This is a genomic window from Stenotrophomonas sp. CFBP8980 (assembly GCF_034046095.1).
Lineage (GTDB): Bacteria > Pseudomonadota > Gammaproteobacteria > Xanthomonadales > Xanthomonadaceae > Stenotrophomonas > Stenotrophomonas lacuserhaii.
The window spans coordinates 19,761-40,057 of the sequence record NZ_JAXCXF010000011.1 but is presented as its reverse complement, the minus strand read 5'-3'; the positions used below and the strand labels follow the sequence as shown (position 1 = coordinate 40,057).

The following is a 20,297-nucleotide window of genomic DNA, read 5'->3' as shown; positions in this document are numbered from 1 at the left end:
CCGACTGGGGCAGGCCAAGCAGGGGAGCACTTCGCTGGGAATCTACCGCTATAACCACCGGGGCGAGCGCGTGCTGCGGCAGGCGGGCGGCAGAACCACCACGACGCTGTATGACGAATCCGGCCAATGGCTGGGTGAATACAGCGCAAGCGGGGTGCCACTGCAGCAGGTGGTGTGGCTGGAGAACTACCCGATTGCGGTGTTCAGTGAATCCAGCGCGGGTGTGCCGGCGCTGGGCTACGTGCAGCCGGATCACCTGGGGACACCGCGCGTGATCATTGATGCGGCGCGTAATGTGCCGATCTGGGAGTGGAATCTGACGGGTGAGGCGTTTGGTGCGGATGCGGCGAACGAGGATCCTGATGGAGATGGGGTTGCGTTCGGATTTGCGCTGCGGTTCCCGGGGCAACAATACACACCGGAGAGCGGGCTGAACTATAACTACCAGCGGGATTATGATGCGGGGGTAGGGCGGTATGTGCAGAGTGATCCGATTGGGTTCGTCGGTGGGCTTGATACCTACGGCTATGGAAGCGGGCGGCCATTGCAGTTGATTGATCCTTATGGGTTGCAATCGAAGCCAGAAGGTATATCTAGAGGCGACGGTGGTGAGTATGTGTTTGATTGGAGAAGCAGAGTTGAAGGTGCATTGGAGGCCTTGGTGTTCCCTGTCTCTGCTCCGGTTGCGGCGGTTGTTCAAGCTGGCGGGTATCAAGACATGTTGCAAGATCGCACGATCGGGAGCGATAAGTACTTCCACTGTGTCGCTAATTGCCAGTCCAGTCGCGCAGCTGGCAAATTGGCCACCTGCGCAGTTGCAAACTCTCGGGAGGACGTACAGGAAAGAACTGGCATGCATAACGAAGATCGTCGTGCTGACGAAGCGGCAAACGCACTCGGTAGGGAGGTTGCAGGTAGAGATGAATCATGCCAAAAGGCGTGCTCTACATTTCTTGTAAGAGGCATAAATCCGCGCTACTTGCCTTGAGGCACCTATGAAATATGAGATTCGCCACTGCTTATTGATTGCTCTTGTCGTGGTACTCACATCTGGATGCCGAGGGCAAACGGAAATTTACTCTGATCTTGCTTCAGCGAGCGCGTCAGGAATTATAGAAAAAGGATGGCTCCCGGATTTTCTTCCCCGTTCTAGTCGCAGCTTGGAAATAACGACTGACGTCGAATTCTCGGTCGCACGCGGAAGCTTCAGCTTTGACCGACGTGAATACATAAGTTTCGTTTCGCAGTTGGTTCCCTACGAGGGGGAGCGATCTCCAAGCGTTGAAGACAACATGCTAATTGATGCATTGGTTCAAGATGGTCGCCATGCATGGGCCTACTCGTCTGGCGCGACAAAATGGGTGTTCCTGTGCGGGAAAGAGCAGGCGGACTGCAAGTTCTTCGTATGGCAATAGAGGGCTGCCGGTTTCTGGTGTGTCGTCATCGACTGCTTCGGTCGGCCAGTTTGGGAGGGCGGAGTGGGCAATGCGACGGCGCGGTTGGGATGCTGCCCCGGCCCGCGAATGGACAGACTCGAGCGGAGACGGTGGAGTAACCGCGCGAAGATTGAAGCATTGCCCTGGGAGGGCTGAAATGGAATGTAGTGCATTCGTTGTGTTGGAAATATATGACCTAATTTTCTTTTCGATGCGCGACGAAGAGAGTCTTTTTTGCCTGGCTTGGACCCATTGCTGCCATTAAATAGATAAGGGGCTCGGGTGATTCAATAAGCTTGAACGTTGCCCATCTTTCTCTGGAACGTGGCACTTTCCTGCGGAATCGGTGCCTACAAGCGTGGGTCTGAAGAGGGCCTCGCCAGCGTGATGCTAACCAGTCGCTCCGCCTTTTGGATAGGTCTACCTCTTGGAATAATTCTTCTTAATTATTTGGTTTTCTGGTTTTCCAGGTTCATCAACAAGGTCATCCTGGTTGTTCTAATCATCGCGCAGTTCCCGCTGTTTGCAGCGTTCTTTTTCTACAGTCCTGGTGGGGTGTGACCGGCTGCTTAGACTATTTCGTTTACAACGGCTTCGGCGACCTGCTGGTCCTTTCCAGCCCGGACACGGGGAGCGACACGATGACCGTCGATGCCGCAGGTAACATGGCGACGCGTACCGATGCGCGTGGCGCCACTGCGACCTATAGCTATGATGCGTTGAACCGCGTTACATCCATCGCCTATCCCGATCCCACTCAAGACGTGGGGGTGCAGTACGACGTCGCACCGGCGGCATGCGCAGCGACAGAGCGCTTCGCGATCGGCCGGGTTGGACGCGTGGTTCACCCCGGTGGATCTACCCAGTATTGCCACGACCGCTTCGGTCAGGTGACCCGTAAGATCCAGACGATCAACAACGTAGCGACGACCTTGCGGTACACCTACACCAAGGCGGGGCGACTGGCGTCTGTCATCTATCCCGGTGGGGCGGTGGCCGACTACATGCGGGATGCGCAGGGCCGCGTCACCCAGGTAGGACTGAAGCGTGGAACCCTGGCGCGACAGGTTCTGGTCAAGCAGGTGGGCCATGCGCCGTTCGGCCCGATCACCGGCTGGACCTATGGAAACGAACGTCGCCTGAACCGTCCGCATGACCAGGACTACAGGGTGAGCAGCGTCAGCGATGCGTCGAACGGTGGGCTCAAGCTCGGATTTGGATATGACGAAGTGGGGGCGCTTACCCAGCTGCGTGCCGGTGCATCCGGAAGCGTGCTCGCAACCTACGGCTACGACGGAATGGGGCGCCTGCTGCAGGCGGCGGATGCTGCGGGGATGCCGACGCATACCTATGGCTGGGACGCGACCGGTAACCGGTCGCAGGCCGGCAGCGCTGCCGGAACGCTGGCGTATCACTATCCGGCTACCAGCCATCGTCTGACCAGCGTGGGTGGACAGGCGCGGGCCTATGACGCAGCGGGCAATACGACGCAGATGAACGGCCTGACCTACGCCTACAACAGCACTGGCCGATTGGGACAGGTCAAGCAGGGAGCCACTTCGTTGGGAATCTACCGCTATAACCACCGGGGCGAGCGCGTGCTTCGGCAGGCGGGCGGCAAGACCACCACGACGCTGTATGACGAATCCGGTCAGTGGCTGGGCGAATACAGCGCAAGCGGGGTGCCACTGCAACAGGTCGTGTGGCTGGAGAACTATCCGATTGCGGTGTTCAGCGAATCCAGCGCGGGTGTGCCGGCGCTGGGCTACGTGCAGCCGGATCATCTGGGCACACCACGTGTGATCATCGACGCGACGCGTAACGTGCCGGTGTGGGAGTGGGCGCTGACGGGTGAGGCGTTCGGGGCGGATGCTGCGAATGAGGATCCGGATGGTGATGGGATTGCATTCGGGTTCGCGCTGCGGTTTCCGGGGCAGCAGGTGACGCCGGAAAGTGGGCTGAACTACAACTACCAGCGGGATTATGATGCTGGGGTGGGGCGGTATGTGCAGAGTGATCCGATTGGGTTGGCGGGTGGGGCCGGCACCTACCCCAATGCCGGCGGAGTTCCGATCACCCGCGTTGGCCCTTTAGGATTGCAGGAATTCCATCCTGGGGTCAGTAAGTCAGAGACTGGGGCCTATACAGTTAACTGGAGATATTACGTTAATAGAAGTTTGGAGGCGCTCGGCTTACCGGCCGCATTCGCCGCGGGAGCGGGCGATTTTGGCCAACAGTACGCTAACCAGTGGTCAGCCACCCATGCAGTTGGTGGGGCACACAAGGAATGGATCGGTCAGGACAAATATTTTCATTGTATGGCGAATTGCCAAGCTGCGCAGAAAGGCATGGGAGGAGTGGCCGCTGCCCAGTGTATAAGCGACGGGCGCGAATGGTTCGATCAGAGGATTAAAGGGGATTCTGCTGACGACTCGGCGGCTGATCAATTAGCAAACCTGCTTGGACGATCGTCAGGGCAAATGAAATCTGCAGGGAATTGCTCGCAGATGTGCGGAAACTATCGCCCAGGCGGGAACTTCCCATTTTAATTATTTGGAAACCTACAGTGGGCATCTTCAAGCCTTTCATGGCAATAACTTTGATTATTGCAATTTCAGGATGTGTCGAAGTTGCGAGCAACGAGTATGCCAATCGCGATCAAGCCCAAGCGATGCAGGCAATTGGCGATTCCAAATGGCTGCCGCTGTGGTTGCCTGAAGATGCCGTGGATATTCGTGAGGCGCACGATATGGACACAAATGAGTCATGGTTGGTTTTTGTTCCCAGTAGCGGAGCTTTTGCCTTGCCGGAAGAGTGTAGAAAAACGACAGAGCTAGAGATACCGGACAGCAGCGTGATGCAGCGGTTTCCGCGATTCGCTCGTGCAGCTCGGTCACGCGCATCGCGCAACGCAGGCACGTCCTACTTATGTCTAGAGGGCAATACTAATCGATGGGTGATGCACGATAAAGAATTGAACTTGGTCTACAGTAGGGTGAAGTTCTGAGGCGAGACCTGATCTAGCCCCCGAATCATGGACACGGGGTTTGGAAGCGTTGGGTCTGCGAAACTAAACCTGACGTCTGAGTGCTTGGCGGGGCGAGCTGCGACTGTAAGCGTGGTTTTCGCCGGCGCGGGTATAGGGGTCGGTTCGCCTGTAACTCTCACCGTCTCAAACGTTACTCTGTCCGGCGGGAACCTGATGTTGGTTGATCCCGGCGACCTAGTTGGTCCAGCGAGCCTACTCTCGATCGGTGCTGCTGTTGGTGGTGGTGCTGCCTTGTACGAAGTGAAACTCGGGGCTGTGAAGTCTGTCGGATGGGGAGGCCAGGGTGGCTGGGACGCATCCGCTAGCTATATCGGGGGATTTTCAAGAGCTAGCGAGGACGGAGCAGTGTGGAGTAAATGCGAATGCTGACTGTTGATTTAGGGTTTTGGCTGTTCTCCATATCCTTCGTCCTCATGGTGTCGATTATGGTGATACGGGGTATTGCGGTAGCGCGTTTGCGGAGTAGAGATCGGGATGCGTGGGTCAGGCTGGGCTCTCCCCAGCTTCTCGAGCGAGATCACTTTTTTCAGAAATTTCCCTTCAGGGGCTTGGGGGCTGTGTACTCCGCGGAGTGTAGAGCGCATCGGCTCGTACTGATCGCCTTCGTTGTGAATGCCATTATATTTCTCCTGGCCCTGTCAGGAGCTTTCGCATGCTTGGTTATGCATGAGTGATTTAGGCTGAGTCGACGCTATGTTTGATTGGAGAAGCAGGGTGAAGGTGCATTGGAGGCCTTGGCGTTCCCTGTCTCTGCTCCGGTTGCGGCGGTTGTTCAAGCTGGCGAGTATTAAGACATGTCGCAAGATCGCACGATCGGCAGCGATAAGTACTCCCACTGTGTCGCTAATTGCCAGTCCAGTCGCGCAGCTGGCAAATTCGCCGCCTGCGCAGTTGCAAACTCTCGGGAGGACGTTATGGGAAGAAATCTCACTGTTCCTGTGAATGAGCAGAACATCAAAGATATTTTGACCGCTGGAAACGAGTTGATCCGGCATGGCTGCGGTTGCAACTAAGCTCCTGTTTTTCGCTGCGATGGTCTTGGTTACTGCCTGCCAGGCTGAGCAGGAGGCAACCGTCCTAAGCGAAAGATTCAACGTCTGCGCGGCACTCCCGCCGGGTGTCACGTTTCAGCCTCAAGAGCCTGGGCCGGACTTTGACTTGGGCAACATCCAAGTGAATGATTCAGTGGCCGAAGTTCAGATAGGTGGGCACCCAAGGTTCTCACATAGAGCTATCAAGGAAGGTATAAACGCAACGGATGGATTCAAATTACTTGGTAAGGAAAGAACCGATGGAAAAGACAAGTTTTTGTTCGCTTACGAGCGTGGTGATGAGGCGGGGCCGGTATACGTAATGGTTATGGCTCCAGATTTGCATGAATTTGAGCTGGTTCTGAATAGGAAAGCTCTTCTGGTGGTTTGCGGATAGTCCAGTCGGCTCGCGACGTAGAGCGGCTCGATGTTTGCGGGTGCAAGGCGGTTGGGCAAGCCCAGACCTCGGCGATCTCTGATGGAATGATCAACTACTGCCACGACCGCTGCGGTCAGGTGACCCACGGAGCGACGACCTTGCGGTACACCTACACCAAGGTGGAGCGACTGGCTTCTGTCATCTATCCGCGTGGCGTGGCGGCTCCCGCTTTGCCAGATACGCGAAAGGTTCATGTCCGCCGAAGGACGGGCCGAAGTGGGGTCCGTAGCCCGAAGGGGCACTCTTACACGGGCGGACGCGGATGGTAACGTAGGGGTTCCCAGTGGGTGGGGCGGTTCAGCGCACCGAGCCTCGCACCAGGACGTGCAAGATAAAAGGGTGGGGCTCACGACAATGAATGCCCAGGAGACAGACGACGATGAGTAGCCAAGAGCCCCTCGAAATAGAGATGGCTGGTGTCAAGTTCTATTCCGCTCAGGATGAGCTTTACTTTTTCACATGGTTGAAAAGTATTGGATCAGTGTGCGACGTATTTGGTCAGGGGCGAGCCATATACGCCGTTATTGATAGGGGGGAGCTTACGTTTGACGATGCACTTGAATTCATATCACTTTTCCGTCGCTATCTGATTCCGTTTTCTGAGCTAAAGCGTTTGGATGTTCCAGAAATATCAAAGAGATTCAGGGATCCAAGTGGATTTTGGTACACGGAGGTGTTCGGGGATGGGGGCGATTAGAATGACCAGCGCGTCTCGCCAAACTGCTGCGGTACATGGTGGCGGCGGGCTTTTATCATTCTCCGCACGCCGACAATTCGACCGAGCTGGCGTCGGACTAGGGCGCGGGCTATCGCCTGCTGAGTCCCTCGAGGTGACGTAAGCTTGGGAGATTGGTGGTGAAATCCAAATTCGCCCTTATGGCATTGGTCTGTATATTTATCGTGATGAGCTGGCGGTTGGTTACACAAAGCTTGGTTCGAGGTGATTGGTCTGGCCGACCAAGCGGCATGGAATTACGGGCGGCTAACCAAGATTTGGAATTACCGGAAAATAGTGATGTTCGAACGCAAAAGGCGCTATCGCGCGGAACATTTATCGGGAGGGCGGCTGAAGCCAAGGCGGCCTTGACAGTCGACGTGGCCTCCAGACATTTCATTGATTTAGCAAGGCGACATGACTGGGCGTTACGATCCGACAGATTCGTCGCTATGGGTCGTAGGATGATATTTTGCAATGGAAGGCTTTCACATGATATTGAGCTATCAGCGCGGGGGCGTGAGACCCTGATTTATGCGGGAACTTACTGGGATACCGATGTGAATAGTCTTCGTTACTGCAAGGATAAAATCGCCAGATGAGCCAGTATGGCTGTGCTGAATGTAATTGGCGGGGCAGGGCGGTCTTAAGAGGGAAGCGCATCGCGAGATCTGATTTCACTGATCTCTTCAGATGGTGCGCGCTTGATGTTTTTCAGGGACGGCAAGGTAGCTGTAATTGGGGCAAGCGAGGAGTGAGAGGGCTGAGCATGGAAGGGTGCGCTCGACACCAGGTTCCTGAAGCGATGTATGCTCCGTCTATGATCCCGCAGGGTTGCCGGCAGCGGTGCTGAGATGAAACGTAAAAGAAGCCAGGTAATGCTAGTGCTCTTGGATTTGGTGATCTTATCTGCTGGGCTTTGGATGGTCCGCCAGTTGGATATAGATGGCTGTCTTGACGCAGGAGGTAGATGGAACTACGTGGTGGATGGATGTGAGCTAAGTTGAATCCGACTTTTATAGCGGCTATGTGACGTCTCGCCGGGCCGGGTTTCCTGATGCTTGGCTCAAGCGTGTTGGATAGGATAAAAAGTATGCGGAGTCTGAGATGGATAAGGGCGGGGTCGTTCAATTAGCGATAGCTGATTTAACTTTCTTCTCGCCTCGCGACGAAGAAAACCTGTTTGCCTGGCTTACATCCGTTTCTGCGATTGAAGAGATCAAGGGTTCGGGCGATTCAATATATTTGCGCGTGGCGACATCTCTTGGGGATGATGACCTGATGGAGCTGATCTCAATATTCAGCCGCTACGGCATCGACATGGCGCAGCTGTCGATTTTCGATGGCGCCAGATTTCCCTGGCTGAGGGAAAAGGGAATGTTCTGGTACCAGCCCATGTTTGGATGACAATACGCCGTCAAAATCGTCGGCGGCCAAAGCAGCATGCGTGGTGGAACAGGCCCCTCTTATGCAGGTCAAGCCAGCCGGAGGGCACGCCTTCCCGGCTGGGCACCGGATGGGCTGTCGTCAACATCCTGTATGAGAGGGAGCGACGCTCAAATCACCTCCAGTCTTATCCGTATGCCGAGTGCGCGCAGCCCGCAGTGCACGCTGTCGAAATATAGGGGGCGGGTGCCGCTCATCCGCGCGGCGCACGTGCGAAGCGGTACTCGCGCGTTGGGTCAGAAACGTAGCGCCAGCATGTCGGCCACGTTGAACGGAGCAAGGCATCACGGGCCGATATACCATCGCGCCTTGGCGGAACCGCATCGCGTCGTATTTGACACTTCCACGGTGGGGTCCGGTGTAGTGACATGGAGCCTGTGGCCGGTGTGGCCACCCAGGCAGGAGAAGACAAGGATGATGTCGATATTCTCGCGGCTGTTTGCGCCCAAGGCCGCTTTAAGTCGGTTGGAAGTGCTGATCGTGCACTGCGTGCAGGCGCAGCTGAACCCGGAAATGGCGACCCGCTGGGCCGGTCAGATCGTCTGCATTACGGGTATCGAACGCCTGCCCGGAAGACGCACGATCCGCCTGCACCAGGCGTCGCGGGGCAAGCCAGTGGTAGACAACGGCCTTGCGCTGCCGCTCGCTGGGCATGACGTGCCGTTGGCCGAGGTGACGGTCAGCGTCGCCGGTGGCTTCACGCCGCTCAGGGCCGTGCTGCATTGCCAGAACGGGCTGCTCTCGGCGATTGAATACCACGATGACAGTACGTGGATGGACGAGGTTGCCAGCAGGCGCGGCGCGCACGACCTCACCCTCCAGTGCATCCTGATGCCGGACGCTGCCCTTGTCGTGGGATAGATGAAGCCGCTCGCCGGCGGCAGGCCGCCAGGCCAGCAACGGCGCGTGGGGCGCGCTACTATCGGCTGATTACCGATCAGCGGGGAAGCGTATGTCCGTAGCGTTGCTGGGGGTCAAGGAAACCGCACCAGGAGAGCGCCGTGTGGCGCTTACCCCGGAAACGGCGAAGAAACTGGCCGCACGCGGTGCCACGGTCTGGTTCGAGGCCGGTGCGGGCACATCGGCGGGCTTCCCTGACCAGGCTTACCTGGATGCCGGCGCACTGCTGGTCGATGACAGCCGCTGGGCGGATATCGATTCGTTGCTCTGCGTGCAGTCACCCGAGCCGGCGCGGCTGGCGCGGTTGAAGCCCGGTGCCAGCGTGGTCGGGTTGCTGCAGCCGGCGCGCGATGCGGTGCTGGCTGCACTGGTTACGCAGCCGGGCTTGCAGCTGTTTCCGTTGCAATTGCTGCCGCGTACCACCCGCGCGCAATCGATGGACGTGTTGAGTTCACAGGCGGGCATGGCCGGCTACAAGGCGACCTTGATCGCCGCCGAGCGGGCGCCGCGCTTTTTCCCGATGTTGACCACCGCGGCGGGCACGGTGCGCCCGGCCAAGGTGCTGGTGGTGGGCGCGGGCGTGGCGGGGCTGCAGGCTATTGCCACGGCGCGGCGACTCGGCGCGCAGGTGGAAGGCTTCGATGTGCGACCGGAAACGCGTGAGCAGATCCAGTCGCTGGGCGCGCGCTTCCTTGACCTTGGCGTCAGCGCGGCCGGCGAGGGCGGCTATGCGCGTGCGCTGACCGATGAGGAGCGCGCGCTGCAGCAGCAGCGGCTGGCCGACCATCTGCGCGGCGTGGACGTGGTGATCTGTACGGCGGCGGTACCGGGGCGCACGGCGCCGGTGATCCTGAGCCAGGCGATGGTGGAAGGGATGGCGCCGGGCAGCGTGATCGTGGATCTTGCCGCGGAAAGTGGCGGCAATTGTGCGGTGACCGTGCCGGGTGAGTGCATCGAGCACGCTGGGGTGGTGGTGGATGGCCCGTTGAACCTGGCCAGTCTGGGCGCGGCGCAGGCCAGCGAGATGTATGCGCGCAACGTGTTGAACTTCGTCAGCCTGTTCGTGCATGACGGGGAGGTGCGGTTTGACTGGGAGGATGAGCTGTTGGCCAGGACGCGCTGGGTGGCGGGTGGCTGAGCGGTAACCTCAGCTGCTCCGGCGTGACGACCAACGGACGTCACCCACCGAGGCGAGAGCGGGACGGCCAGCGGCCGTCACTACCGGGGCAAGAGCGGGACGGCCAGCGGTCGTCACCCACCGAGGCGAGAGCGGGACGGCCAGCGGCCGTCACTACCGGGGGCGAGAGCAGGACGGCCAGGGGCCGTCACTACCGAGGCGTCGGCGCGTCAGTCGCGGTTGCGCGGGGGCGGGGGGTTGTCGCGTACCCATTGGCGGCGCTGGTCGTTGCTCATCGTGCCCCAGCGGGCGCGCAGTTCAGTGCGCTGCTCCGGGGTCATGCCGCGCATCTTGGCGAACAGCGCGCGCGCCTGTTCGCGCTGCTCGGGGCTCATGCCATCGAAACGGCGCATGCCCTTGCGGGCCTGGTCGCGCTGCTCCGGTGTCATCGATTGCCAGCGCTGGCCGTGCTGCAGCATGCGCTGGCGCTGCGCGGGCGGGGCGCTGTTCCAGCGGTCGCGCAGCGGGGCGACCAGTGCGTCGCGCTGGGCCGGGGTCAGCTGTTCCCAGGCCGGCGGCGCGGCCTCCTGCGCGAACGCCGCGCCACCAACGCTCAGCAGTACAAGCAGCACAGGCAACAGGCGGGAAGGCGGATAAACGTTCATCAGGTTACTCCATCGCCAGGTCGGTGCTGGCCAGCCACAGGTAAAGATCGGGGTTTTCATCCAGCGCGGCGCCATCGCTTTCCAGCGCGGCCACCATCGGCGCCACGGCAGGCAACGCTGAAGGCGGCGAGCGCATCTGCAGGCTCAGCCCGACGCCCAGCGCGGCCACCCCGGCAAAGGCGGTAGCCATCCACCAGGCGGGTCGCCGCCGCGATGCCGCCGTGGCATGCCGCGCGTTGCGCAGGCGCGCCAAGGTCACGGGCGACAGCGCCTGCACGGCCTGGTGGTGCAGGGCCTGCAACTGGTCGTCGGGGGGCAGGGTGCGGCTCACGTCGGATTCTCCATCAGGGTTCTCAGCGCGTCGCGGGCGCGCGCCAGGTGGGTCTTTACCGCGCCTTCGCTGCAGCCCATGGCGCGTGCGGTGGTGGCGCCGTCCAGGTCCTGCAGCACGCGCAGGGTGAAGGCTTCGCGCTGTCGCGGCGGCAGCGCGCGCAGCGCCTGCACCAGCGCATCGTACTGTTCGCGCTCGGCATGGACGTCGGCCGGGCCCGGGCCCTCATCGGCCCAGTCCACCGGCTCACCGTCGCTATCCACGTTGTCGCGCCAGAACCGCAGGCGGAAGCGGCGACGGCGCTGCAGGTCGATCACCCGCCGGCGCAGGATGCTCCAGAACAGCGGCGGCCACTCGGCGGCCGGCTTTTCCCGGTAGTCCAGCATGCGTATCAGGCTGTCCTGCACCGCGTCCAGCGCATCCTCGCGATGGCGCAGGCCGGCCTCGGCGAAGCGGAACGCGCGCGGTCCCACCCCGGCCAGGAACTGGTCCAGCGATGCAGGCGGTGCGGCGGCGGTCGGGGCCAGGGGGCTGCTCACCAGCACAGGGTACGGGTCCTTCGTCGGGCTCACCATGGACAACGCGTGCAGGCAGCCCGCGTTGACAGTGCAGCGCGCGCGGTTCAGCGCGTGGTTATGATGGGGCCTACATCCAGAGCGGGAGTCGTGCCGGTGAGTGACGGATTCGTGGCGCTGTACATCTTCATGCTGGCGGCCATCGCCGGCCATGTGATCATCTCGCGGGTGCCGGTGATCCTGCATACCCCGCTGATGTCCGGTTCGAACTTCATCCACGGCATCGTGCTGATCGGCGCGATGGTGGTGCTGGGCCACGCGCAGACGCCGCTGGAGAAGATCCTCGGGTTCGTCGCGGTGGTGCTGGGCGCAGGCAATGCCGCCGGCGGTTACGTGGTCACCGCGCGCATGCTGGAAATGTTCAAGCCCAGCGTCAAGCCGGCGCCCACCGACGCCGACAAGGAGCCGCAACCTTGAACGTCAGCACGCCTGAACTGCTGGATTGGCTGGTCAAGACCAGCTACCTCGTCGCTGCCACGCTGTTCCTGCTCGGCCTGCAGCGCATGGCCTCGCCGCTTACCGCCCGCAGCGGCATCCGCTGGGCCGGGCTGGGCATGCTGGTGGCCACCGTTGCCACCTTCTTCCTGCCCGAACTGCACAACATCCCGCTGATCCTGGTCGCGCTGGCGTTGGGTGGCGGATTGGCGTGGTGGTCAGCCGGCAAGGTCGCCATCACCGACATGCCGCAGATGGTGGCGCTGTACAACGGCATGGGGGGCGGTTCGGCCGCAGCCATCGGTGCGGTGGAGCTGCTGCGCTGGTCGGCGCTGGCCAACCGCGATACCAGCCACTGGAGCGCGCAGGCGTTGACCGACCTGGCCGCGCGCCAGCCTTCGGCGATGGTGCTGACGCTGGCAGTGACCGGTGCGGCCATCGGCGCGGTGTCGCTGTCCGGTTCGGTGATCGCCTGGGCGAAGCTGGACGGTCGCCTGGACCGGCGCATCACCTGGCCGGGCCAGCAGGCGCTGAACATGATCGTGGCGGTGGCCGTGGTGGTGCTGGGCATCATCGCCGCCAGCACGCTGGCACCCTGGGCGATCATCGCCTTCTTCGTGCTGGCGCTGGCGCTGGGCGTGCTGATGACCCTGCCGATCGGCGGGGCGGACATGCCGGTGGTGATCTCGTTGTACAACGCGTTCACCGGCCTGGCGGTGTCGTTCGAAGGCTATGTGCTGGGCAACGAGGCGCTGATCATCGCCGGCATGATGGTCGGTGCGGCCGGCATCCTGCTGACCCGGCTGATGGCCAAGGCGATGAACCGGCCGATCAGCAACGTGCTGTTCTCCAACTTCGGTGGTGGCGCGGGCGGCGAGGCGCAGGAAATCACCGGCGCGCAGAAGCCGATCGATGCCTCCGACGTGGCAGCAATGATGGCCTTCGCCGAACGCGTGGTGATCGTGCCGGGCTACGGCATGGCCGTGGCCCAGGCGCAGCACAAGATCTGGGAGCTGGCGCAGCGGCTGATCGCGCGCGGGGTGAAGGTGAAGTTCGCCATCCATCCGGTGGCCGGCCGCATGCCCGGGCACATGAACGTGCTGCTGGCCGAAGCCGGCGTGCCGTATGACCTGATCGCCGACATGGACGACATCAATCCGGAGTTCCCCAGCACCGACGTGGTGCTGGTGATCGGTGCCAACGACGTGGTCAATCCGGTGGCACGCACCGATCCGGCCAGCGTGATCTACGGCATGCCGATCCTGGACGTGGTGAATGCGCGCAACGTGGTAGTGATCAAGCGCGGGCGCGGTACGGGCTTCGCGGGGATCGAAAACGCGCTGTTCTATGCGGACAACACCCGCATGCTGTACGGCGATGGAGCGGCGGCGGCGGGTTCGCTGGTGAGCGAGCTGAAGGGGCTGGATGGGGGGCACTGAGCCCCATCCGCCGCAAGGGAATGACGGCCAGCGGCCGTCACTACCGGGGACCACAACGGTAGCGCCGAGCCATGCTCGGCGAGCGCAGCGGAAAGCAACAGCGTGACGACCAACGGTCGTCACCCGCCGAACCCACCGGCCCTGCGTCAGACGCGCTTCTGCCAGCCCAGCCATGCCGCGAACACCAGCGCCACCGGCAGCCACAGCCAGTCGGCGGTGACGTTGGCCAGCCCCACCAGCGTCCACGCCAGGTGCGGGCCCATGCGCAATGCCGATTCCCACGGCGTGAGTCCCATCGATCCGCCCAGCCAGGCGCTGGCGATGCTCCACCAGGCCAGCGCGGTCACCCCCAGCGTGCCACCGGCTACCAGAAGAGCGCGCAGCACGCCGCCGCGCAGGGTGCCCAGGCGCAGCATGAACAGCAGTTCCAGCGCCACCACGACCGCCATCCAACCCAACTGGCGGCCGGTCATCAATGCGAAGAACACCCAGGCCAGCAGGGCCGTGCCGGCGCCGATCAGGTACATCACGGGCCAGAGCCAGGACACGGTCCTGGTGCGTACAGCAGGAGAGGGCATGCGGATTTCCCTTTGGATGCCAACAGGATACTGGGTTTGCCGCAGTGCACGGGCGGGCGCCGGGCCGCTGGGCTAAAATGTCGCCTTGCGCGGCGCGTCCGCAGCCCCCAGATCGAGCCTCATGTATTCCCGTAGCAGTGAACCAGTCCACTTCGAACGCGACTGCGAGGCCGTCATGGTCCCGCAGGGCGAAACGGTGACCCTGCCCGCCGGCAGCTATGGCTATATCACCCAGGCCCTGGGTGGCAGCTATACGGTGTTCGTCGAAGGCAACCTGTTCCGCATCGCGGGGCGGGATGGCGATGCCATCGGCAAGGAGGCCCCGGCACCGCTGGAGCTGCCCGACGACGCCAGCGATGAACAGGTCGAACAACTGGTGTGGCAGCAGCTGCGCACCTGCTTCGACCCGGAGATCCCGTTCAACATCGTCGACCTCGGCCTGGTCTACGAAGTGGAGCTCAAGCACCTGGACGATGGCCGCCGCGAAGTCGACGTCAAGATGACCCTGACCGCGCCCGGCTGCGGCATGGGCGACATCCTGGTCGACGACGTGCGCAGCAAGCTGGAGATCATCCCCACCGTGGCCGAGGCCGACGTGGAACTGGTGTTCGATCCACCATGGGGCCGCCACATGATGTCCGAGTCGGCGCGCCTGGAAACCGGCATGCTCTGACCCGACCGTACGCCGCCCGCGTGGTGGAATCCCGGTAACAACCGCAACCAGAACAGGAAACATCCGGTGTCCCAGTCCAACATCAGCTTCGACGTCACCCGCTCGGCCCATCCGCGCAGCGCCGATGAGCGCGCCGCCATCCTGGAAAAGCCGGGCTTCGGCCTGCACTTCACTGACCACATGGTGGAAGTGCGCTGGGACAAGGACACCGGCTGGCACAACGCCAACGTGCGCCCGTACGGTCCGCTGCTGCTGGATCCGGCCGCCGCGGTGCTGCATTACGGCCAGGAAATCTTCGAAGGCATCAAGGCCTACCGGCATGCCGACGGTTCGGTGTGGACCTTCCGTCCCGATGCCAATGGTCGTCGCCTGCAGCGTTCGGCACAGCGCCTGGCGCTGCCGGAACTGCCGGTGGATATCTTTGTCGAATCGCTGAAGCAGCTGGTCGCACTGGACAAGGACTGGGTGCCGTCGGCCGACGAATCCAGCCTGTACTTCCGGCCGTTCATGATCGGCGATGAAGCGTTCCTCGGCGTGCGCGGCGCGCACAAGGCCGGTTACTACGTGATCGCCAGCCCGGCCGGCCCGTACTTCGCCAAGGGCGTGGCGCCGGTGTCGATCTGGCTGTCCACCGAATACGCGCGCGCGGCCAAGGGCGGCACCGGCGCGGCCAAGTGCGGTGGCAACTATGCGGCTTCGCTGCTGCCGCAGCAGAAGGCGCAGGCGCAGGGCTGCTCGCAGGTGCTGTTCCTGGACCCCACCGAAGGCAAGTACCTGGAAGAGCTGGGCGGCATGAACGTCTTCCTGGTCTACAAGGACGGCACCCTGGTGACCCCGCAGCTGTCGGGCAGCATCCTGGAAGGCATCACCCGCGAAAGCATCCTGCAGCTGGCCCGCGACCGTGGCATGAAGGTGGAAGAGCGCAAGGTCAGCATCGACGAGTGGAAGCAGGGCGTGGCGTCGGGCGAGATCACCGAAGTGTTCGCCTGCGGTACCGCCGCGGTGGTGACCCCGATCGGCCAGCTGAAGGGCGAAGGCTTCGAAGTCGGCGACATCAACGCGCCCGCCGGTGAAGTGACCCTGTCGCTGCGCAAGGAACTGACCGACATCCAGTACGGTCGTCTGCCAGACCGCCACGGCTGGCTGGTCAAGCTGGGCTGAGCGGCTGACGGTGCCCCGCCGAGCATGGCTCGGCGCTACAGCACCTCGCAGGTCCAAGGGTGTAGCCGGTAGCGCTGCGCCATGCTCGGCGGAATCCCACGGAAAGCCCGTCCCCCGCGACGGGCTTTTTTGTTGGTGGCCGATGTCGGCATGGTCACGGCGGGACAAGCCAAGGACAGGTCCGGACCGTAAAAACCACGTGAAAGTTCCTTCACCTTTACAAATTTTAGACACCAAAAGTCTCAGTTCCGACATTTCATGTCACTGAAGTGGGGCTGAAACGTTGTCGTCAATGGCTCGAACCGACTAGCTTCGGCCTTGTGGACAGCGCACGGGGGACTGTCCGCCCCGGTACCGATTCCTGCCAGTGCAGCGCAGCCTGCGAATCGCGACCGGCGCCCTCTGCCGAATCCGGCATCCATGTCAGAACCCAGAAAAGGAAATCCGATGTCCCAGGTTTCGCAACCGCGTTTGCGTCAGCGTGCAGTGGTCGTCATGGGGGCCTCCGTGCTCACCTCGTTGCTGCTGGTAGCCCCGGCGTTCGCCGGCGACGTCCACCTCAGCGGCCTGTCGTCCGCGCCGACCCACAAGCAGTTCATCGTCAAGTTCCGCGACAACAGCGCGCCGCTGGCCACGCCGTCAGCCCTGGCGAGCTCACTCAAGACCGCGGCATCGGGCCTGTCGGCTGCGCAGGGACGCGCGCTGGGCCTGCAGCAGGTGCGCCGGCTGGCGGTGGGCCCGAGCGTGGTCCGGGCAGATCAGCCGCTGGATGCCGCGCAGGCCGAAATGCTGATGCGCAGGCTCGCCGCCGATCCCAACGTGGAGTACGTGGAGGTCGACCAGATCATGCGGCCGACCCTGGTGCCAAACGATGCCCGCCTCGGCGAACAGTGGGGCTTCGGTACGTCCAACGCGTCCATCAACGTGCGCCCGGCGTGGGGCAAGTCCACCGGCACCGGCGTAGTGGTGGCGGTGATCGACACCGGCATCACCAGCCATCCGGACCTGAATGCCAACATCCTGCCCGGCTATGATTTCATCAGCGACGCGGCCATGGCACGCGATGGTGGTGGGCGCGACAACAACGCCAACGACCAGGGCGACTGGTACGCCGCCAATGAATGTGGCGCGGGCTATCCGGCCTCCAACTCCAGCTGGCATGGCACCCACGTGGCCGGCACCATCGCCGCGGTGACCAACAACAGCACCGGCGTAGCCGGTACGGCCTACAACGCCAAGGTGGTGCCGGTGCGCGTGCTCGGCAAGTGCGGCGGCTATACCTCCGACATCGCCGACGCCATCGTCTGGGCTTCCGGCGGCACTGTCAGCGGCGTGCCGGCCAATGCCAATCCGGCCGAAGTGATCAACATGTCCCTCGGCGGGGGGGGCAGCTGCTCGGCCACCTACCAGAACGCGATCAACGGTGCAGTGGGACGGGGTACCACCGTGGTCGTGGCGGCCGGCAATGAATCCAGCAACGTCTCCACGTCGGTCCCGGCCAACTGCGCCAACGTGATCGCGGTGGCAGCCACCACCAACACCGGCGCCAAGGCCAGCTTCTCCAACTACGGTGCCGGCATCGACATCTCCGCACCGGGCCAGGCCATCCTGTCCACCCTCAACACCGGCACCACGGTGCCGGCCTCGGCAACCTACGCGTCCTACAACGGCACCTCGATGGCGGCCCCGCACGTGGCCGGCGTGGTGGCGCTGATGCAGTCGGTGGCACCGACCGCGCTCACTCCGGCGCAGGTGGAAACCATCATCAAGAACACCGCGCGCGCCCTGCCGGGCGCCTGCTCCGGTGGCTGCGGCGCGGGCATCGTCAACGCCGATGCGGCGGTGGTGGCGGCGCAGGGCGGCGGCGGTGGCAACCCGGATCCGGGCACCGGCACGGTGCTGCAGAACAACGTGGCGGTGGGTGGGCTGGGTGCTGCTTCCGGTGCGGCGCTCAGCTACACCGTCACCGTTCCCAGCGGTGCCACCCAACTGCGCGTGGCGATCAGCGGCGGCAGTGGTGATGCCGACCTGTACCTGCGCCAGGGCAGCGCCCCGACCGACAGCACGTACGCCTGCCGTCCCTACCTGAGCGGCAACAATGAGACCTGCACCATCAGCAACCCGGCCGCAGGTACCTGGCACGTGCGGATCAAGGCCTACAGCACGTTCTCCGGTTTGACCGTGCGCGCGCAGTACTGACGGAAGCCGTTCCCGCGTGTCTCCCGACGCCCCGGCCCTGCCGGGGCGTCGTCGTATCGGCCTGACATTGGCGGTGCCCTGCAGTCGGGCGTTACGACGACTCCATTAACGGAGACTGCGTCGGCGCGGCTACGGCTTTTCCCGATGATCGGCGGTGTTGCAGCAGCGCAGCATGAGCGTGCCGGTTACGCCGTGGCGGTGTCGAATGCTGATCATCGCGTCGCCAGTGACAGTGCCTGCTGCGGCTTTTTCCCTCTCCGTAGTGACAGGTGCCGTCCCACTGCGAGGAGTCAGCAACCATGTCCACCCATTGCCGTGTGATCCCCCGGTCCCATCCCGTCGCTGCAGCCGTTGCCCTCGTGGTGGCAGGTATTTGCGCGAGCCCGCTTTCCCACGCCGGTAGCGTGGATCTGCAAGGGCTGGCCGGCAACACCGCGCATCAGCAGTTCATCGTCGCCTACCGGCCGGGCAGTGCACCGGCATCGTCACTGGCAGGCGCGGCGCGAAGCTTGCAGCGGGCGGCGGATGCGCTTCCCCGCAAAGGCGGCAGGGCGGTGCAGGTCCGCGCACTGCGGCGCATGGCGATAGGCAGCACGGTCGTGCGTACCAGCGTTCCCCTGGATGCCGCCGAGGCCGAACAGCTGCTCCGCGCGCTGGCACTGCAGCAAGAGGTGGACGCCGTGCAGTTGGATGCCATCCTGCGGCCTTCATGGGATCCCGATGATCCGCGGCTGGCCGAGCAATGGGCCTTCGGCGCCAGCAACGCCTCGCTGGGTATCCGCCCTGCCTGGGACATCGCCCGTGGCAAAGGCGTGGTGGTGGCGGTCATCGACACGGGCATCACCGGCCATCCCGACCTCGACGCCAACATCCTCCCGGGCTACGACTTCATCAGCGATCCGGCGATGTCCCGCGATGGCGATGGGCGCGATGGCGATGCTACCGATGCAGGCGATTGGTACCCTCCCGGCGAATGCAGTTCCGCTGGCGGTTCGCGTTCGAGCTGGCACGGTACGCATGTGGCCGGCACCGTTGCAGCATCGACCCACAACGGCATCGGCGTGGCCGGCACTGCGTTCAATGCCAAGGTGGTGCCAGTGCGCGTACTGGGCCGCTGTGGCGGGTTCCAGTCGGACATCGCCGATGGCATCGTCTGGGCCGCAGGCGGGCGGGTGCCAGGGGTGGCGGACAATCCGCATCCAGCGCAGGTGGTCAATCTTTCACTGGGTGGCTTCGGCACCTGCGACCGGGCCAGCCAAGCCGCGGTGGATACAGCCATTGCCCATGGTGCGTCGGTGGTCGTGGCGGCGGGCAATTCCAATGACGATGTAGCGCGTTACCGGCCGGCGAACTGTCGCGGCGTGATCGCCGTGGCGGCCACCAACGCCGCAGGCAGCCGCGCATCCTTCTCCAACTACGGTGCGCGCATCACGGTGGCCGCGCCGGGCGAAAGCATCCTGTCCACCTTGAATGATGGGCAGCAGGGCCCGGCACAACCCAGCTATGCCGCTTACAGCGGCACCTCGATGGCGGCCCCGCACGTGGCGGGCGTGGTCGCGCTGATGCAATCAGTGGCGCCCAAGCCGTTGCTGCCCGCGCAGGTGGACGCCTTGCTGCGAAGTGCCGCACGGCCGTTGCCCGGTACCTGTACCGGCGGCTGCGGCGCCGGGCTGGTCGACGCTGCCGTCGTCGTCGCCAGGGCGGCCGCCGGCGATACCGGTCCGGATCCAGACCCCGATCCGGACCCCGATCCCTCGGACCTGGAAAACGACGTACCGGTCAGGGGACTGAGCGGCACTGCCGGGAGCGAGCGCTGGTACACCTTCAACGTGCCGGCGGGCAGCAACATGCTGGTGGTGCAGATCGGCGAAGGATCCGGCGACGTTGATCTATATGCGCGCCATGCGGTCAGGCCCACCGATACCGAATACGACTGCCGCCCCCAGGGCACGGGCAACAGCAAGACCTGCGTGCGCATCTGGCCAGGCACTGGAACCTGGCACATACGGATCAAGGCAATCAGCGATTACAGCGGACTCATGGTCAAGGCCAAGGCCGAATAGGGCGCAGGTCCTGAACGACTGATCCGCCGAACGTGCCGGCCAGCG

20 protein-coding genes are annotated in these 20,297 nt (G+C 62.9%); 16 read left to right on the top strand and 4 right to left on the bottom strand.

What is annotated here, in order from left to right; all coding sequences use genetic code 11:
* The 10 genes from SOM47_RS17340 to SOM47_RS17295 form a co-directional block, all read left to right on the top strand.
* A partial coding sequence (locus SOM47_RS17340) for an RHS repeat-associated core domain-containing protein (protein WP_320506264.1) occupies positions 1 to 988 on the top strand: 988 nt, incomplete at its 5' end.
* Positions 989 to 995: 7 nt separating this feature from the next.
* Positions 996 to 1,415 (top strand): YbbD-related protein, encoded by a 420-nt coding sequence (locus tag SOM47_RS17335; protein WP_152620584.1) that lies wholly within the window; start codon positions 996 to 998, stop codon positions 1,413 to 1,415.
* 662 nt (positions 1,416 to 2,077) lie between these two features.
* A complete protein-coding gene (locus SOM47_RS17330; RefSeq protein ID WP_320506263.1) occupies positions 2,078 to 3,985 on the top strand; it encodes an RHS repeat-associated core domain-containing protein in 1,908 nt (635 codons plus the stop codon).
* A gap of 17 nt (positions 3,986 to 4,002) precedes the next feature.
* The gene (locus SOM47_RS17325) at positions 4,003 to 4,443 is read left to right on the top strand and encodes a YbbD-related protein (protein WP_320506262.1); all 441 of its coding nucleotides are present in this window, start codon (positions 4,003 to 4,005) and stop codon (positions 4,441 to 4,443) included.
* Between the two features lie 1,035 nt (positions 4,444 to 5,478).
* Positions 5,479 to 5,913 (top strand): hypothetical protein, encoded by a 435-nt coding sequence (locus tag SOM47_RS17320; RefSeq protein ID WP_320506261.1) that lies wholly within the window; start codon positions 5,479 to 5,481, stop codon positions 5,911 to 5,913.
* 421 nt (positions 5,914 to 6,334) lie between these two features.
* Positions 6,335 to 6,652 carry a hypothetical protein gene (locus SOM47_RS17315; protein WP_320506260.1) on the top strand — a complete coding sequence of 106 codons (318 nt, stop codon included), beginning with the start codon at positions 6,335 to 6,337 and terminating at the stop codon, positions 6,650 to 6,652.
* A gap of 158 nt (positions 6,653 to 6,810) precedes the next feature.
* Positions 6,811 to 7,272: a hypothetical protein gene (locus tag SOM47_RS17310; RefSeq protein ID WP_320506259.1), complete on the top strand. Its 462-nt coding sequence runs from the start codon at positions 6,811 to 6,813 to the stop codon at positions 7,270 to 7,272.
* Positions 7,273 to 7,777: 505 nt separating this feature from the next.
* Positions 7,778 to 8,077, top strand: a complete 300-nt coding sequence (locus SOM47_RS17305) for a hypothetical protein (RefSeq protein ID WP_042613058.1) — start codon at positions 7,778 to 7,780, stop codon at positions 8,075 to 8,077.
* A gap of 453 nt (positions 8,078 to 8,530) precedes the next feature.
* On the top strand, positions 8,531 to 8,977 hold the full coding sequence (locus SOM47_RS17300; protein ID WP_320506258.1) for a hypothetical protein: 447 nt from the start codon (positions 8,531 to 8,533) through the stop codon (positions 8,975 to 8,977).
* 91 nt (positions 8,978 to 9,068) lie between these two features.
* On the top strand, positions 9,069 to 10,154 hold the full coding sequence (locus tag SOM47_RS17295) for an NAD(P) transhydrogenase subunit alpha (RefSeq protein ID WP_320506257.1): 1,086 nt from the start codon (positions 9,069 to 9,071) through the stop codon (positions 10,152 to 10,154).
* 209 nt (positions 10,155 to 10,363) lie between these two features.
* Here the strand turns inward: SOM47_RS17295 and SOM47_RS17290 are convergent, their stop codons facing one another.
* Genes SOM47_RS17290 through SOM47_RS17280 form a run of 3 tightly spaced genes read right to left on the bottom strand, consistent with a single transcriptional unit; the run spans position 10,364 to position 11,704 of the window.
* The gene (locus SOM47_RS17290; RefSeq protein ID WP_042613061.1) at positions 10,364 to 10,798 is read right to left on the bottom strand and encodes a DUF3106 domain-containing protein; all 435 of its coding nucleotides are present in this window, start codon (positions 10,796 to 10,798) and stop codon (positions 10,364 to 10,366) included.
* A gap of 4 nt (positions 10,799 to 10,802) precedes the next feature.
* Complete coding sequence (locus SOM47_RS17285; RefSeq protein ID WP_320506256.1) at positions 10,803 to 11,129, bottom strand: hypothetical protein; 327 nt, start codon at positions 11,127 to 11,129, stop codon at positions 10,803 to 10,805.
* Complete coding sequence (locus tag SOM47_RS17280) at positions 11,126 to 11,704, bottom strand: RNA polymerase sigma factor (protein WP_320506255.1); 579 nt, start codon at positions 11,702 to 11,704, stop codon at positions 11,126 to 11,128. The genes SOM47_RS17285 and SOM47_RS17280 overlap by 4 nt, the downstream gene beginning before the upstream one ends.
* 96 nt (positions 11,705 to 11,800) lie before the next feature.
* Here SOM47_RS17280 and SOM47_RS17275 point away from each other — a divergent pair, with 96 nt between their 5' ends.
* Positions 11,801 to 12,121: an NAD(P) transhydrogenase subunit alpha part 2 gene (locus SOM47_RS17275; RefSeq protein WP_042613078.1), complete on the top strand. Its 321-nt coding sequence runs from the start codon at positions 11,801 to 11,803 to the stop codon at positions 12,119 to 12,121.
* Positions 12,118 to 13,578 carry an NAD(P)(+) transhydrogenase (Re/Si-specific) subunit beta gene (locus SOM47_RS17270; protein ID WP_042613064.1) on the top strand — a complete coding sequence of 487 codons (1,461 nt, stop codon included), beginning with the start codon at positions 12,118 to 12,120 and terminating at the stop codon, positions 13,576 to 13,578. The genes SOM47_RS17275 and SOM47_RS17270 overlap by 4 nt, the downstream gene beginning before the upstream one ends.
* A gap of 146 nt (positions 13,579 to 13,724) precedes the next feature.
* On the opposite strand, the gene SOM47_RS17265 is transcribed toward SOM47_RS17270, so the two are convergent.
* Positions 13,725 to 14,156, bottom strand: a complete 432-nt coding sequence (locus SOM47_RS17265) for a hypothetical protein (protein ID WP_320506254.1) — start codon at positions 14,154 to 14,156, stop codon at positions 13,725 to 13,727.
* A 121-nt stretch (positions 14,157 to 14,277) separates the two neighbouring features.
* Here SOM47_RS17265 and sufT point away from each other — a divergent pair, with 121 nt between their 5' ends.
* From sufT to SOM47_RS17245, 4 genes are all read left to right on the top strand, one after another.
* Positions 14,278 to 14,829 carry a putative Fe-S cluster assembly protein SufT gene (gene sufT, locus SOM47_RS17260; protein WP_042613066.1) on the top strand — a complete coding sequence of 184 codons (552 nt, stop codon included), beginning with the start codon at positions 14,278 to 14,280 and terminating at the stop codon, positions 14,827 to 14,829.
* Positions 14,830 to 14,895: 66 nt separating this feature from the next.
* Complete coding sequence (locus tag SOM47_RS17255; protein ID WP_042613067.1) at positions 14,896 to 15,990, top strand: branched-chain amino acid aminotransferase; 1,095 nt, start codon at positions 14,896 to 14,898, stop codon at positions 15,988 to 15,990.
* Between the two features lie 447 nt (positions 15,991 to 16,437).
* On the top strand, positions 16,438 to 18,189 hold the full coding sequence (expR, locus tag SOM47_RS17250) for a serine protease ExpR (RefSeq protein ID WP_320506253.1): 1,752 nt from the start codon (positions 16,438 to 16,440) through the stop codon (positions 18,187 to 18,189).
* 299 nt (positions 18,190 to 18,488) lie between these two features.
* Positions 18,489 to 20,252, top strand: coding sequence for a S8 family serine peptidase (locus tag SOM47_RS17245; RefSeq protein ID WP_042613069.1), 1,764 nt, complete (start codon positions 18,489 to 18,491; stop codon positions 20,250 to 20,252).
* Positions 20,253 to 20,297: the final 45 nt, after the last annotated feature.